Source organism: Bacillus jepli (assembly GCF_047238305.1).
In the GTDB taxonomy this organism is placed as follows: domain Bacteria; phylum Bacillota; class Bacilli; order Bacillales; family Bacillaceae_L; genus Ferdinandcohnia.
Genome location: NZ_JBDFMO010000001.1, coordinates 1,486,767 through 1,503,505, shown reverse-complemented (window position 1 = coordinate 1,503,505; position 16,739 = coordinate 1,486,767). Strand labels below are relative to the sequence as shown.

Below are 16,739 nucleotides of genomic sequence, written 5' to 3'. Positions count from 1 at the left end.
TAATTTTAAGAAGTTTTTCCATATTGTTAACTATTATTTTATCTCTAAATATCAGCATTTAAATTTGATAGAACAACATCTACTCTCTTATTCCAGGTATAATTTTTGCTTAGACATTTAAAAGCATTTTGACCTAACCTCTGCCTAAAATCTTCATTTTTTGATAACATCAATAATGCCTTCTCCCAAGATTCAACATCCGTATGAGAACATAGTATGCAGTTATATTCACTTTTTAATACTTCCCTAAGAACGGGAAGGTCAGATGAGATTATAGCTTTTGAGTAAGCCATATACTCAAATATCTTCATCGGTGACATCCACCTACTTGTATCCCCTTTATCTCCAGCAACACGCACTTTGTCTTGATATGGAGCTAGCATTATATCAAATTTAGAATAATATTCGTTCAACTTCCCATTTGGTATAAATCCATAAAATTTTATATTACGTAAGTGTTTACACTTATTTTTCCAATAAATAATATCTTTATCCATTCCACCTATAATATGGAAATTTAGATTCTTAATTCGGGATGCTAATTCAATTATAAGTTCTATCCCTCTTCCCGAATATAAATGTCCAACATAGCCAACATTTAAATTATTGTCTTTCTCGCTTGAAATTTCAACCTCATCAATAGCAACACTCTTTTGAGGCAAGTCAGCTCCATCTGGCGCTACAATAATATCTTCCTGTTTCAAAGTATCAAACTGTTTTAAATACTCACTTTTTAGAGCTTCTGAAATTACTACTAGCCTTGCGAAATTTCTATTTTTAAATAGCCTTTTTTCCATTCTTTTATGAAAAAACGTACTTGGTATTGAATGGGCTTCATAAATAAATGGCTTATCTAATCCACTAATCTTTCTAAGACTATATATATCTCTTCCATAAAAGACATCTGGCAGTTTTTTGTTTTTAATAACCTTTCTGACAGTTCTAGCATACATAAAGCTACCGATTCCTCTTATATTTGGTCTTGAAATCGTGATTAAATCGAATTTATAAGTGATTCCATAATATTCATAAATATCATTATTATCATTTTTTTCTTGTGCAAATAAAGTCACATTATGACCACTTGAAAAAAAGGCTTGACACATTTTCATTACATGAACACTATTAGCAGTTCTTGACGGTATACTTGAATTTGATAGGTAGTAAATGTCCATATCATTCACCTCTTTTACTTTCAATTGCTTTAAGATGTATCTCAAGAGAAGCTAAAACTAGCAGAGCATCTGCAAAGTTACCATTTTTATTAATGTGGTTCTTCCAAATACTTTCAATATCAATCCATTCAACCAATTTTCTATTTGTTAAATCCATTACATTTTCATAAATAATTTTCTTCAAATCTTTTCTTTCTCTAATACCAGCATTAAAATCGATATAGTTTGTATAAGGATCAGTATAATATTTTCTTCGCTTATTAATACTTCTTTTAAATTTATCTACAGCCCTTTTTATATAAACTATACTTTGGGGTGTACTAAGCGAACATCCGTAATTAGACTTAGTTTTATAAGAAAAGGCAATGGGGTAAGCCCTTAATAGTATTTTTTTATATAAGTACTGATCTATTCTGTATTTGTTTTCAATACTTAACATAAAATTTAGCCATTCCTGATTCATAAACGGTGTTTGATAATTAAAACCTTCCATTAACAAATGTGGTCCAATCCACTTTCCTTGTGCGAAATTAATATGCAACTGTTCATCGTATGTCAATATTTCACTGTTAATAAAATCCATTGCTAATAGTTTATGGAGTTCTTCATCTTCACAGTTGGTTAGTTTTAATGATTTAACATGTGAATATTTATGATTGATAAATTTCGTTTTTGCTTCTTCTACTGTTAACGATGGATTTTTTAATAACACATTACCTGTTGGTGGCCCAGCAAATGCACCTGACCAATTTATATGATTTGAATATTTAGCCTTCATCTTAGTCAATGGGGCAGTAAAAAATAGTACAGTTTGATGATCTGTTCTAAATGATGTTTCAATCAGCTCATCCATAGTAAAAACATGCTCACCTAAAGGTATCTCATAGTGGTTTGTACCAAATTTTTTTGCAATGAAATTACCAATTTCATAATCCAACGTTCCAGGTGTTCCAAATGTATAAGTGTCAATATTCTTAGCATCCGTACACTCAACTAGGCCAGCTAAAATTGCTCTACTATCAAACCCACCGCTAATTGGAACAACATTATTTGAATTTTTGGCAAACAAATCAGTAATAGCTTTCTTTGTTATGTTAGTTCCTATCTCAACTAATTCTTCCTCATTAATTCCACTATATTTATGTTTATTTATGCCTGATAAATTGCATTCATAGTTATGATTTATATAATCCAAAAAATAACCCAGTTTTAAAAAAGAATTTAACCTCAAATAATCCATTTTGAATCTCTGCCTTTCAAATTTATAATATTTTTCAGATTATATTTTGCATTACATAAACATACTCATCCACATATGATTGATTTGAAAAGAGCCTGATACTTTCGTTGCTATTTTCAAGTCTATCAATGTTATTAAAATCATATTCTATTATTTTACTTTTAATTTCTTCATCACTGTCCATGTTTTCTATTAATATCATCTGCCCAATGTCACTTAATTTCTCAGCAAAAATAGTACTAGGCCGTGTTGCTAAGATTGGTAGTCCAGAGACTGCATACTCACCAATTTTCCCTGGTGATGCAACTTTATTCATCAAGTGATCGTGCCTTAATAAAATACCTAAGTCTGCTGCATTTAAGAATGCATTTACCTGATTGTTTGATACATTTCTTAAAAGTATATCTTTTGGGTTTATGTTTACTTTCTTTATAAATTCCTTGGCAAGCGGTATATCATCTTTTTTGATTAGCAAAATTAAAAATGCATTTGGTTTTAAAGTTTTAATTATTTTAAAAACTTCAAGAGTCCTATGAATGTTTTGCCAAGAATAAAAAATATTACCTGTAAAAATAATAATAAATCTATCTTCCAGACCCAACTCTACTCTTATTCTTCCTCTTAATATTCCATCAAAATAAAACTTTTCACTATCAACACCTGTAGGTAAAACGCCTATTTTACCTTTAACTTCAGGGAATTTATTACAAATATTCTTTTTCAAGTGATTGGTTACGCAAAAAATATAATTACTATCTCGCATATATTGACCTTGGTTTATAATTTGAATTTCTAAGTTATTAATAATCTCATTATAGAATCCGGGTTTGAATGAATGATTAATTAAGTAGTCTCTTTCAGCTTCTGGATCCCCTTCAATATCAATAATATATTTTATCTTTGAATTAACTTTCTTTAATTTTTTAAAAACATTAGGATCCACTTTTTTTAAATGAACCACAACACTCTCAGCCCGAATAGATACTATTACAAAATATATCATCATGATTAATTTTCTTAATACTCTTGGGGTTGGGACTATCACAGCATCATTTTCCCGTTTTAACTCTTTGACTTTATCATAATTTCGTATATAATCATAAAATCTAACAAAAGAAATTAATTTAATTGGTAATCCATTTTTTCTAGCTGTATTGACCCAACCTGAATAAAAATGTATATGTGATCCTAAATCCGGTTTAAAACAATAGAAATACTTATTCTCCTTCACTTATACTTTCATCCTTTATAGTTTGATTTAGTTCTAAAATAATTTCCATAGAAATACACTGACGCTAAAATTATAATAACTCCTATCTTAACTACAAAAACTAATACATAGTTATCAATTATTCCACTAACTGTATCTATCAACAACAAGCCTATCACAAATTGAATTAATGGTATGAGTAAGATTTGGATTCTGAATACCTTAACTTTTAAAACTTTATCTACATATAAAAAATGTAATAGAAATAATAATACATATGATATGAGAGTAGTATAAGCAGCTCCAATTCCTCCATACAACGGGACATAAATAAGGTTTAATACTATGTTTACTACTCCAGCTAAAATTGAAAAGAATGCAAGTGCTATGGTTTTCTTATAAAAATATTCAACATTTGAGAAAAATGAATAAAGAAATTTAAAAACATATCCTAATATTATTACTGGTACTATTGACAATGCAGTATTGTACCTATCATCTGCTAGAATCATAAGTAATTCTGATGAAAATGATATAAGTGCTAACGCAGATAAAAATATTATTTTTGAAAAAACTTTAAAATAAGGGTTTAAAGATTCAATTCCATTTTCATTCATTTTCTTAAAAAAGATTGGAAGCCACGCACTATTTAACGCAAATATTATCATTTCCATAATCATTGCAACGTTATATGCAAATGAGTATATTCCAGTTTCATTCATCCCATAGTATTTATTTATAACTAATCTATCAAAAAAAACTAATACATATCCTGCTACTTGATTAAATACTAGAGGTATTCCTATTACAAGTGAATACTTAATTAATTTTTTATCAAAGTGAATAATAAATAAATTTTTTACTTTATTCAATAAAAATAAGTTTATAAGCAATGCACTTATTAAATATCCATATACTTGCCCATAATAATCATTTAGTATCAGTACTAAAATAATAGATACTACAATAGTAATGGTTCCATTTGCAATGGAAACTTTACTTATTTGACCACTAAATCGACTTGCTTGCCATAGTCCAAAAATTATACTTTTATAAGCATGCATTATGCCAACTAAGAATCCTAATATTAATAAAGTATTAGGTATCTCTACTATATCAGCTAGTTTATCTTGAAATGCTAATACAAATAGAATTAGCAGACTATTGAATACAAAAACAACAATTATATTACTACTAATAAACTGCTTTTTATTATTACCTGCCTCAAAATAATATCTTTTAATACTGCTATCCAAACCCATTGCAGCAAAAATAGAAACTATGGATACTATCGATAAAAACATACTAGTACCACCATATCCCTCTGGACCTAGCAGTCTAGTAAAAATTGGGATTGAAATAAAGGCAAGAAACTTAGTAAATATCGAAACAGATAAATAATTTTTGAAGTGATAAATCAGTTCTAAATATTCACTATTAATTTTTCTAAATAATCTTTTCATGATTACAAAACTCATTTCCCTTTCTAGAATGGGACTGTCCGAAAGGGCAAACTTCTTAAGGCATGAAAATCCATCAGTGCACTTAATCATCATGGCTGAATAGTCGACTAAAAAGGACAACCCCAAACAATTAAATTTTTGACAGGTCAATTAAAAATTTGGTAAATTCCATTATTATATTTATCCTTCCATTAATAAAATAAAACATTTTTACAAGTTTTTTTTATACCAATCTATAGCTGCCAATATTCCTTTTTCAAAGCTCCATTCGGGATTATATCCTAGCATTTCTTTGGCTTTAGATATATCAGCACTACTATGTTTAATATCACCTTTACGATCGGGTCCAAAGAGTGGTTGAATATCCTTTCCTAATGCATTCAATAATTGGGCATATATATCAATTAGAAACTCTCTTCCTCCGAAAGCTATATTATATGCTTGTCCAGCAGCCTCATGAGATGCATTACAAGCTTTCAAATTAGCCTCTATTACATTTTCAATGTAGGTAAAGTCTCTACTCTGCTTGCCATCACCATTAATTATTGGAGCCTCGTTATTTAGCAATTGTTTAATAAATTTTGGAATAACTGCAGCATAGGCACCTTCAGGATTTTGTCTTCTTCCAAATACATTAAAATATCTTAAACCATAGGTATCAAGACCATATAACTTGGTATAAAGCTTGCCATATTCCTCATCTACTTTTTTGGTAAGTGCATAAGGTGATAATAAATTACCTTCTCTACCCTCTTTTTTAGGAAGATTAGGCTCATCGCCATACACAGAAGAGCTTGATGCATAAACAAACTTCTTAACCCCATTTTGTCTGGCAGCTTCCATCATATTCAATGTCCCTTTAATATTTACCTCTTCATAAAATATTGGCATCTCAATACTTCTTGGAACACTCCCCCACGCAGCTTGATTCAACACAAAATCAATACCTTTACAAGCTTTCATACATGTTTCAAAATCACGTATATCTCCTTCAATAAATTCATAATTTGGGTTATCTAAAAATTCTTCTACATTTTCTTTTTTACCTGTTGAAAAATTATCTAACCCTCTAACTTTATATCCCAAATTTAGAATGACTTCTACTAAATTTGACCCAATAAAACCAGCTGAACCAGTTACTAAAAAGGTACTTCCTACAGGAAATTTAATATTTTTATATCCCATTACTATAACCTCCAATATTCGAATCCCGCATCTTCTGCTTCATTACGATTAAACATGCCTTTAATATCTATTAATACAAAAGCGTTTCTATCTATATTTGTACCGAATTCGGAAGTTGCAGCTACTTCGTTTAGAATTTCTAAATTAACTTTTCCAGCTGGTTTAAACATATCTTTAATATTTTCTAAACTAATTGCTTTAAATTCTTCGTGGGGAACTGCAAAAATTACAGCATCCATTTCTTTAATATCTTCAACTTTACTTAGATTAATTCTGTATTCACGCCATAAATCTTCCTTATTTGCTGTAGGATCTACAACCTTTACATCTATTCCATACTCTTCTAATTCTTTTACGACATCTACTACTTTTGTATTTCTTACATCAGGCGTATTCTCTTTAAAAGTGATGCCAAAAATAGCTACTTTTGCGCCATTTATTTGTTTATTTGTCTGAATCATTTTTTTAACTGTACTTTCTGCTATATATTTTCCCATATCATCATTTATTTTTCGTCCTGAAAGAATGATTTGGGAATGGTAACCCATTTGTTCAGCTTTGTATGTTAGATAGTAAGGATCAACGCCTATACAATGTCCACCAACTAGTCCAGGAGAAAAATTTAAGAAGTTCCACTTAGTTCCAGCTGCTTCCAGTACAGCTTTTGTATCAATTCCCATTTTGTTAAAAATGATAGATAGCTCATTCATAAAGGCAATATTGATATCGCGTTGTGAGTTTTCTATTACCTTCGCAGCTTCAGCTACTTTAATACTTGCGGCTTTATGAACACCTGCATCAACAACCAATTCATATACTTTTGCTACTGTATCTAATGTTTCTTCATCTTGGCCTGAAACGACTTTTACAATAGTCTCTAATCTATGAACTCTATCCCCAGGATTAATTCTTTCAGGAGAATAACCAACTTTAAAATCCTCCCCACATTTTAATCCTGATTCTTTTTCTAATATCGGAACACATATATCTTCTGTTACACCTGGATAGACAGTAGATTCAAAAACAACTATTGAACCTTTAGTTAAATTTCTGCCTAATGTACGGCTAGCAGATTCAATTGGGAATAAATCAGGTGTACGATCCTCTTTTACAGGCGTAGGTACTGCCACTATATGAAACTTTGACTCTCTAAGCTTGTTTTCTTCTGATGTGAATTCAATAGTAGTATTTTTAAGCACTTCATTTCCCACTTCTTTTGTAGGATCTATACCACTTTTATATAAATCTATTTTTTCTGTATTCACATCAAACCCTATTACATCTAACTTTTTAGCAAAAGCAACTGCAATTGGCATCCCCACATAGCCTAGACCAATAAGAGATAGTTTTTCTTCTTTATTTATTAATCTATTATAAAGACCTTTATATAAACTCATCTATTACACTCCCAGTAAAATTTCAAATTAAATTCCTTAAATATTATTTAACACTTTATCTTTTAACTTTGAATAAAAAGCTCTTCGTTTTTCTTGTACTATTTCTGGCCTATACTCTTGTTTCACTCTTGTAAAATTTTTAATGCTCTCTTCCGCTAAAAAATGTTTATCATCGAAAATTTCTAATAGCTTTCTTACTAGACCCTCTATATCATTAGGTGCAATTAAGCAACGTTCAGACAAAAGCTCTGGAATACCTCCAACATTAGAAGCGATACATGGAAGACCAGATGACATTGCTTCTAAAACTACTCTTGGAAGTCCTTCTGTCAATGTTGGAAATACAAATAAATCTGACTCTTTTAGTATACTTGCAATAACTCGTGGATTAGAAACATTCCCCAAGAAGGAAACTTCTTCAGAAAGACCGAGCTGTTCACAAAGATCTTTATAGTAATTAAGCATTGTACCTCCGCCAACAAATATAACTTTAAATAGTTTCCCCTGTTTTTTAATTAATAGCAATGCCTGTAGTAATTCAAAGTGCCCTTTAGCTGAATTATTAATTCCCGAAACATGGGTTATATTAAGAACTCCTCCTTTTTTTAAAGAATGAGCCTCTCTAGGTCTATGAAAAAAGCAATTATCTAGATTTGCAGAAGTATAATACGTTACAAACCTATCAGATTTGTTTGGATCAATATTTGCAGGGTACCTTTGTTGAATATATTCTTTTGTTACATAAGACACACCGTCTGCTTTTTTACAAACTTTCTTCTGCATGATATCCCAAAGGAATCTTAAAAAAGGTCTTAAGATCGTCTTCATTGTTCCTGGTGAGTACAACTCCCACGGATGGGCTACAACTTCGACCGCACAAGGTAGTCCTAATTTCTGTATCTTAGGAAAAAGTTGAAATGACATCTGATCTGGTATTCTTAATATTGCACAATCACAACCATCAATTGCTTTAGAAATAGATGAATAAATCTTTCGCAATTTATACGCATATTCCCACGGACCGTGATAAAAAGGCATTGAAAAAAATTCTAATCCGTGGCCATCAACCCTGATTCTGCTACCCACTTCATTAAAGCTAATATCTTTGATTCGTGTTACCAGTCTGACTTCTTCAAACACATTCAGATATCTACTAAAAAAATCATAACCATATACTGAATTAGTCCAAACTGCTCCATCTGGTGTACGAAACATTTGAGCATGTGTTGTCACTAGAACCTTCATTTTTATTTTCTCCAAACCATTCTATTAACAATTCCCGTATAGCTTTGAATTATTTTTACTATCTTCACACTTACATTCACATCCACATAGTTAGGTACATCGGTGCCAACATCATGATTTGAATTCATCTCTACTGCCATTTCTACAGCTTGAAGTACCTGCTCAGTTGTTATACTACCAATAATTAAATTTCCTTTATCAAACACTTCTGGGCGCTCTGTACTAGTTCTTACAGAAACTGCAGGAAATTTAAAATAAGATGCTTCTTCTGCGAGGGTACCACTATCTGACACTACACAAAATGCGTTACTTTGAAGGCTATTATAATCGGAAAAACCAAATGGCTGTAATTTTTTTACATTGGAGTGAAATTTAAATCCTCGTTGTTCTATATACTTTTTACTTCTCGGGTGGGTACTATAAATAACTGGCATTTGGTAAAAATCAGCCAACGCATTCACAGCATTCATTAGTTCCATGAAATTTTGCTCATTATCTATATTTTCCTCCCGATGAGCAGAAAGTAAAATATATTTTCCTTTTTGAAGTCCTAGTGTTTCTAATACCTTACTGTTATTAATTTCTTCAATATTTGCATTTAAAACCTCTGCCATAGGTGACCCTACTACATATGTTCTTTCTTTAGCTACACCTTCAGAATGTAAATATTTCCTTGCATGCTCAGAATAACAAAGATTAACATCACTAGTATGATCAACAATCCTTCTATTAATTTCTTCTGGTAGATTCTCATCGAAACATCTATTTCCAGCTTCCATATGAAAAATAGGAATTTTTAATCTTTTAGCAGATATCACACTTAAGCATGAATTAGTATCACCTAGAACCAATATAGCATCAGGTTTGTGTTCGACCATAATTTCATAGGATTTAGATAAAACATTACCCATGGTTTGACCTAAGTTATTTCCTATTACCCCTAAATAATGATCTGGCTCTCTTAGCTCTAGTTCCTTAAAAAACACTTCATTAAGTGCATAATCGTAATTTTGTCCTGTATGAACCAATATATGTTCAAAATATTTATCACACTTTTTTATTGTCTCTGATAGTTTTATTATTTCTGGGCGAGTACCCACAATTGTCATAAGTTTCAATTTTTTCATAATATTGCCCATCCTTTATTAAAAATAATGTTTATATATCTCTTTATGTTCAGAAATCCACTCTTTCATCTCATTAACCATCTGATCATAGCTTGGAACTACAAATGAAAAGTCACTTCTTCCATTAATTAAGGATTTATCAAGAACTACTAATTCATTCGGAAAAATTTTAATAGAGTTATTCCTTACATGTTTGTTAAAAAGGTTAAGCAATTCATATTTGCTAATAGTTTGGTTATTTACAAGGTTATATAAACCCGTTAAATTTTCTTTTAAAGCTTTCTCCATAGCTTTTGCTAAAGTAATTGTTGTTACTCCAGTCCAAATTGCTTTAGTGAATCCATTAACTTCACCGCTCTGTTTCATAAACCAATTGAATAGTCCGATTCCGTTTTTATTTATGTCTGGACCAATAACTGAATTTCTAAAGGTTAAATCCTTATCATTCTCTAATTCCCCTAAAGCTTTAGACCTGTCATAAAAAGTTTCTCCATCTCTAAAGGAATTTTCAGTATAATTTCCATCATTTCCTGAAAAAACACAATCAGTACTCATGTGAATAATTTTTGTTTTTGTATCTTTTGTTACATAGCTTAGATAATGTGGTAAATAACTATTTACAAAAACAGCCTGATGTTTATTGTTTTCAGCAAATTGATTCAGTATACCTATACAATTAATGACAGCATCATATTGACCCATTTCTATCGTTTCTGTTAGCAAAGGTAAATCTGTAACATCTCCAATAATATTTTTACAAAAAGGAAATTCCCTTCTAGAAAAAGCAGTAACATCATGTCCCTGCTCTTTAAAATAGATTGCTATCACATGACCTGCCATACCAGTAGCACCCAAAACTAATATTTTCATACGTACATTTTCTCCCATTTTGCCAATTCCTCTTTTACATAATCAAGTTGCAATAGCTTTTCTTTAATCTGTTCAACATTTAGGCGGTGTGTATTGTGAGAATTATATTCTTGATCTATTGATAGTTTTTTGTTTCCTTGTTCAAAATATTTTTCATAATTTAAATCCCTTTTGTCTGCTGGGACCCTAAAGAAACCACCTAAATCTTCTGAAACAACATACTCTTCTCTTGTTAATAGAGTCTCATATAACTTCTCTCCATGACGAGTTCCAATTACTTTTATCTCATTACTTGATCCAAAAAGTTCTTTTAAAGCAATTGCTAAATCTCCGATTAAGCAAGCAGGTGCCTTTTGAACCATAATGTCTCCAGCCTCAGCATTTTGGAAAGCAAACACTACTAATTCAACAGCTTCTTCAAGACTCATTAGATATCTTGTCATATTTGGATCTGTAACAGTAATAGTTTGGTCACTTTTTATTTGTTCTATAAATAATGGAATTACCGACCCTCTTGAAGCCATTACATTACCATACCTTGTTCCACAAATTAAAGTTCTATTTGGATCAACTGTTTTGGATTTTGCAACAAAAACTTTTTCCATCATAGCTTTAGAAATACCCATAGCATTAATTGGGTAAGCAGCTTTGTCAGTTGACAAACAAATTACTTTTTGCACCCCATATTCAATTGCTGCAGTTAATACATTTTCAGTTCCTAAAATATTTGTTTTTACCGCCTCTAGTGGAAAGAATTCACACGAAGGAACTTGTTTAAGTGCTGCAGCATGAAATACATAATCAACTCCATACATTGCATTTTTTACACTTGATAAGTCTCTTACATCCCCTATATAGAATTTCAACTTATTGTTTTTATATTGCTTTCGCATATCATCTTGCTTTTTTTCATCACGAGAAAAAATGCGAATTTCTTTTATATCACTATCTAAAAATCTTTCCATAACTGCGTTACCAAATGAACCCGTACCACCTGTTATTAGTAATGTTTTATTTTTAAACATTATCTTCTCTCCTCATTGTTTCAACATTCGATTAACTAAATTATAGTATTTATCTGTAGATTTATTTTTTTTGTATAGATCCTCATGGAGTTTAATTGATCCATTTTTTGATTTAATTAAAAGATTGGGGTTATTTTTATACTGTAGTATTACATCTAAAAATCTATTAATATCTCCTTGGGAAATGCTCACCCCAGCATTATAATTATTAATGTTCGTAGCTAATTCAGTATCACTAGACATTATTGCTATAACAGGCTTTCCATAAGCAAAATACCCGTAGGTTTTACTTGGAACTCCTAAGCCTTCGATCCCTTTTTTCAAACTAACTAAACAAATATCGGAAATGTTAAGAATATCTATATAATCCTGTCCAGCAAGAAAGCCATAAAATTCTACATTTTTAATATTATTTTTATATAATCTTTCACGAATCTCTTTACTTCTACTACCGTGTCCTGTAAAAACAAATAAGATATCTTTGTGTTGGTTTTTAACTTTTAGTTGTATAATTCCATCAACAATTGTATCTAGATCCTGTGCTTCTCCCATATTTCCTGTATATAATATTATTAATTCCCACTCACTTCTTAATCTTTTAAATTCCTCATTATAAATATTACTGTTATTTTCAATTTTTCCTGTATACCAATTTGGAATAACTTTAACCTTTCCTTGATCGAGATTAATATATTTTCTTTCCATAAATTTTTTCATATCTTCGCTTATAGCAATAATATTTGTTGCATTGGAATATACTTTATCATTTATATATCTCATTAATTTCTCGATTAAACCACCAGCTTTTATTGAATTTAATGCAAGAGCATTATCAGGATATAAATCGAAACCAACAAAGACAAATTTCACTCCTGATAACCTATATGCCCAATAAGCAATGAGTGGCAGAATTGGAGGATTAGAATAAACAAAAATTACCTTGTATTGTTTTATTTTTTTTATTTGCAAAAAAACCGAGACAAAAAAAGAAAAGAAATTAAATAAGCGCCCATATTTTTTTTTATTATTAAATGTACTATATTGGACACGAAAAATATTTACCCCATTAATAACTTCATTATAGGGTACATTTTCCCCATGAAAATATTCTTTAGGCTGTCCACAAAGTACATCTACTTTGATGTTATTTTTATTTAACTCCTCAGCGAGTTGAGTTGGCAATAACGCTGAAGAAACATACTCCGGAAAATAATACTGACATAAAATTAATACATCATTACTCATAGTTGCACCTTCAGTCGACTTATTTTTCAATTTCATACACTAAATTTCCAAAAATCTTCCTAGTTAGACTTAACTTGTTACCTAATATTTTTATAATGAGACCTAGTGATTTTAACAAAACAATCTTCCTACCATTTTGTTCAGCAATATTTTTCACGAGCATACTAGTATTAAAATATTTATCATCTTGCGGTAACCTCAAACCATCAGCTATTGTATCAATAGCTTCATTGATAAAAAGACATAACTTATCTATATGCAACATACTTCTATTATTATTTATCATTGGAAATATGGGTGTTTTCAACGCCAATTTTTCTAATTTCCTATAGTTCCCCGGAGAATTTGGTCCATAAATCATTGGAGGTCTATAAATTAAAACTTTAAAATTGACTTGTGATAGTTTTTCTAATTCATATTCAGCTTCTAATTTGCTTCTTCCATAATACGTCTTCGGCTTCGGCTTCGTTTCTTTAGTAATAATCACATTTCTACCTATTAAACCCTCTTGACCATAGACTGCCATCGTGCTCATAAAAATAAACTGCTTAACTCCTGCTTTCTTTGCTATGGTTGCAACTTCTATTGGCAAATCTCTATTCACTTTAAAATAAGTATTTTCCATCTCAGGCTTTTCCTTTTTATGAACAATAGCAGCCAAATGAACAACTACATCATAATCCGAAAAGTTCACTTTCATCCAATTGTTATCTCTTAAACTAATCGATTCTACAAAATATTTATTAGGAAATCTTCCAAGCCAATTTGCAAGGTTTTTCCCGACATAGCTATTCTGGCCAGTTATTAATATTTTTTTCACGAGATATTCCCCTTATTCCTAGCAACTTCATTCTCCGAAGATGTCCCACCTTCAATAACCCCGTCTCTTTTTAAAACACTAGCTATAGTAAGGAAAAAGCACTTTATATCCATAAAAAAGCTCATTTTCTCAACATACTCTCCATCCAACTTTGCCTTAATTTCAATAGGAAGTTCATCCCTTCCATTTATCTGAGCCCACCCAGTCAAACCGGGAAGGATTTCATTAGCGCCATATTTTTCTCGTTCAGCAATCAAATCATACTGATTCCAAAGTGCTGGTCTTGGTCCAATAATGCTCATTTCCCCAACAAAAATATTCCAAATTTGTGGTAGTTCATCTATTGAAGTTTTTCTAAGGAACTTTCCTAAAATTGTAATATATTGTTCTGGATTTCCTAATAAGTGAGTAGGAGTGTCCTTTGGAGTATCTATTCTCATAGTTCGGAACTTCAGAATATAAAAATGTGTCTTTTTTATGCCCACACGTTTTTGTTTAAAAAACACCGGACCTTTTGAATCAATTTTAATTGCTAGAGTAAGAATTAAAAAAATAGGTGATAACATTATAAGTCCAATAAGAGAAAGGATTACATCCATAAATCTTTTCATCTTTAAATACATATCAATACTCCCCTCAAAAAGTCATTAGTAGATTAGTATTTATTTGAAAACTCTTCTAGACTCTCCCAACGAACTAATAATCTACCAGTCTTACTTATATTATTGCAATTAAATAAAAACTTTTTATAATATTCCTCTCTCACCAAAAATATATGTTGATGAGAGAAGTAAACTTTTTATAGCTCCTTCATATGATCCATTAACTATATTTCATAACCGAAACTAACTTATTTTTTTTCGGCTTCACTCGATTATTTGCTAAGTCTAATAATCTCTTACTCAAATCTTCAATCTCTAAATCCAGTCCATGAGAAAGGATATCCTCCACCTCTTCCGTATAAAGGTTATAAGTCTTCCCAATATAAATCTTAGGATAAACTTGCCCCTTATCCAAATGAATCTCATCCTCGTTCAACAACTCTTCAAACATCTTCTCCCCAGGTCGAAGTCCTGTAAACCGAACTTCAATCTCATCAAGCGTGTAACCTGAAAGGGTAATAAGGTTCTTCGCCAAATCCACAATCTTAACCGGCTCACCCATATCCAACACAAAAATCTCTCCACCTCGAGCCAACGCACCCGCTTGTAATACAAGCCGTGAGGCTTCCGGTATTGTCATAAAATAGCGAGTCATCTCAGGATGTGTTACCGTTACAGGTCCACCCGCTTGAATTTGCTTTTTAAATAACGGAATCACAGACCCTCGACTCCCAAGCACATTCCCAAAACGTACTGCCGCAAACTTCGTCTTGCTCGAAAGAGCAAGATTCTGAATCACCAACTCTGCCATTCGCTTTGTCGCACCCATCACATTCGTCGGGTTAACCGCCTTATCGGTTGAAACTAAAACGAAGATCTTCACACCAAACGTATGACAAGCCTCTGCCACATTTCTTGTACCAAACACATTATTTTTTACAGCCTCTTTAGGGTTATACTCCATTAAAGGAACATGTTTATGAGCAGCTGCATGATACACAACATCTGGCGAATGTTTTTCAATCACTTCAAACATTCGATTACGATCCTGTACATCCCCAATCACAGGGATAATTTCAAATTTTTGTTTGTATTTATTACGCAGCTCCATATCGATTTGGTAGATGCTGTTTTCCCCGTGACCGACTAGGACAAGCTTTTTCGGGTTGAACGAACTTACCTGTCGACAAATTTCAGAACCAATTGAACCACCTGCACCTGTAACGAGAATGGTTTTATCTGTTAAATATTCAGAAATGCTTTCTGTGTCTAGTTTGACAGGCTCTCTTCCAAGTAGGTCTTCCACCTGGACATCACGGATACTATTTACAGTTACTTTTCCAAGCATGACATCTTCAATCAGTGGCATGATTTGCGTCTTTGCTTTTGTCTTACTACACTCCTGAAAAATATCATTTAGTTCCTTCTTATTTAAGGAAGGAATCGCAATAATGATATTTTCGATATTCTTGGTCTTGACAATTTCTTCAATCTTATTAATCCCACCTAAGACTGGCAGGTTATAGATTTGAAGATTCTGTTTCTTTAGATCATCATCTACAAACGCAATTGGTTTTAAGTCGAGATCGTGGTTTTGCTGGAGCTGCCTTACAAGCATTGTTCCTGCTGCCCCTGCACCTACAATTAAGGTTCTCTTCTTATCCTGTGACTCTCGGTAAAACGCATCACGAAATAACCTCCACGAAAAGCGTGATCCCCCGATAAAGAGAATATGCATCATCCACGTAAGCATCAAAACCCTAACATATACATTTCCAAACGCAAGTACTTGTACAATACCAAGTGTCGCAATTGAGAAAGTAACTGCCTTCGCAATACTGATTAATTCCCCTATACTCGCGTACTCCCAGGCTCTTTTATATAGACGGTATACATACGCGAATACATGGTGGCTTATTAATAGAGTAATAGAGCTTATCAACAAGACAGCACTAGTAAAAATATTAAAATAAGGTTGTAAGGTAAAATAACTGATATAAATAGCCGTTAATACGATGATTGAATCAATGATAACTAAAGATCCTATTCTTTTTCTGTAAGACAAGCCCTTCCCCCCTTTCACTTCGTTTCTATGTATAAAGCAATAAAAACGTAAGACCCTTTTAAATGACCGA

At 31.6% G+C, this 16,739-nt stretch carries 14 protein-coding genes; all 14 read right to left on the bottom strand.

All coding sequences use genetic code 11. The features are described 5' to 3' along the window. Nucleotides 1–44: 44 nt before the first annotated feature. The 14 genes from ABC371_RS07510 to ABC371_RS07445 all read right to left on the bottom strand — a co-directional run bounded on the left by ABC371_RS07510 (nt 45) and on the right by ABC371_RS07445 (nt 16,669). Nucleotides 45–1,175, bottom strand: a complete 1,131-nt coding sequence (locus ABC371_RS07510) for a glycosyltransferase family 4 protein (RefSeq protein ID WP_412896222.1) — start codon at nt 1,173–1,175, stop codon at nt 45–47. 1 nt (nt 1,176) lies between these two features. Further along, complete coding sequence (locus tag ABC371_RS07505) at nt 1,177–2,415, bottom strand: asparagine synthase-related protein (protein WP_412896221.1); 1,239 nt, start codon at nt 2,413–2,415, stop codon at nt 1,177–1,179. Between the two features lie 34 nt (nt 2,416–2,449). Continuing rightward, the gene (locus ABC371_RS07500) at nt 2,450–3,646 is read right to left on the bottom strand and encodes a glycosyltransferase (RefSeq protein WP_412896220.1); all 1,197 of its coding nucleotides are present in this window, start codon (nt 3,644–3,646) and stop codon (nt 2,450–2,452) included. 8 nt (nt 3,647–3,654) lie between these two features. Then, on the bottom strand, nt 3,655–5,088 hold the full coding sequence (locus ABC371_RS07495; protein WP_412896219.1) for an oligosaccharide flippase family protein: 1,434 nt from the start codon (nt 5,086–5,088) through the stop codon (nt 3,655–3,657). Nucleotides 5,089–5,298: 210 nt separating this feature from the next. After that, nucleotides 5,299–6,273: an SDR family oxidoreductase gene (locus ABC371_RS07490; RefSeq protein ID WP_412896218.1), complete on the bottom strand. Its 975-nt coding sequence runs from the start codon at nt 6,271–6,273 to the stop codon at nt 5,299–5,301. Between the two features lie 2 nt (nt 6,274–6,275). Then, nucleotides 6,276–7,670, bottom strand: a complete 1,395-nt coding sequence (locus ABC371_RS07485; RefSeq protein ID WP_412896217.1) for a nucleotide sugar dehydrogenase — start codon at nt 7,668–7,670, stop codon at nt 6,276–6,278. Nucleotides 7,671–7,706: 36 nt separating this feature from the next. After that, complete coding sequence (locus ABC371_RS07480) at nt 7,707–8,915, bottom strand: glycosyltransferase family 4 protein (RefSeq protein ID WP_412896216.1); 1,209 nt, start codon at nt 8,913–8,915, stop codon at nt 7,707–7,709. 2 nt (nt 8,916–8,917) lie between these two features. Beyond that, a complete protein-coding gene (wecB, locus tag ABC371_RS07475; protein WP_412896215.1) occupies nt 8,918–10,042 on the bottom strand; it encodes a non-hydrolyzing UDP-N-acetylglucosamine 2-epimerase in 1,125 nt (374 codons plus the stop codon). Between the two features lie 18 nt (nt 10,043–10,060). Further along, on the bottom strand, nt 10,061–10,930 hold the full coding sequence (locus tag ABC371_RS07470) for an SDR family oxidoreductase (RefSeq protein ID WP_412896214.1): 870 nt from the start codon (nt 10,928–10,930) through the stop codon (nt 10,061–10,063). Then, nucleotides 10,909–11,937: a polysaccharide biosynthesis protein gene (locus ABC371_RS07465; RefSeq protein ID WP_412896213.1), complete on the bottom strand. Its 1,029-nt coding sequence runs from the start codon at nt 11,935–11,937 to the stop codon at nt 10,909–10,911. The genes ABC371_RS07470 and ABC371_RS07465 overlap by 22 nt, the downstream gene beginning before the upstream one ends. A 12-nt stretch (nt 11,938–11,949) precedes the next feature. Then, nucleotides 11,950–13,182, bottom strand: a complete 1,233-nt coding sequence (locus ABC371_RS07460) for a glycosyltransferase family 4 protein (RefSeq protein ID WP_412896212.1) — start codon at nt 13,180–13,182, stop codon at nt 11,950–11,952. A gap of 19 nt (nt 13,183–13,201) precedes the next feature. Beyond that, on the bottom strand, nt 13,202–14,002 hold the full coding sequence (locus tag ABC371_RS07455; protein ID WP_412896211.1) for an NAD-dependent epimerase/dehydratase family protein: 801 nt from the start codon (nt 14,000–14,002) through the stop codon (nt 13,202–13,204). Continuing rightward, nucleotides 13,999–14,625: a sugar transferase gene (locus ABC371_RS07450; RefSeq protein ID WP_412896210.1), complete on the bottom strand. Its 627-nt coding sequence runs from the start codon at nt 14,623–14,625 to the stop codon at nt 13,999–14,001. Before ABC371_RS07450 ends, ABC371_RS07455 begins: the two co-directional genes overlap by 4 nt. Nucleotides 14,626–14,824: 199 nt before the next feature. Then, nucleotides 14,825–16,669, bottom strand: a complete 1,845-nt coding sequence (locus ABC371_RS07445; protein ID WP_412896209.1) for a polysaccharide biosynthesis protein — start codon at nt 16,667–16,669, stop codon at nt 14,825–14,827. Nucleotides 16,670–16,739: the final 70 nt, after the last annotated feature.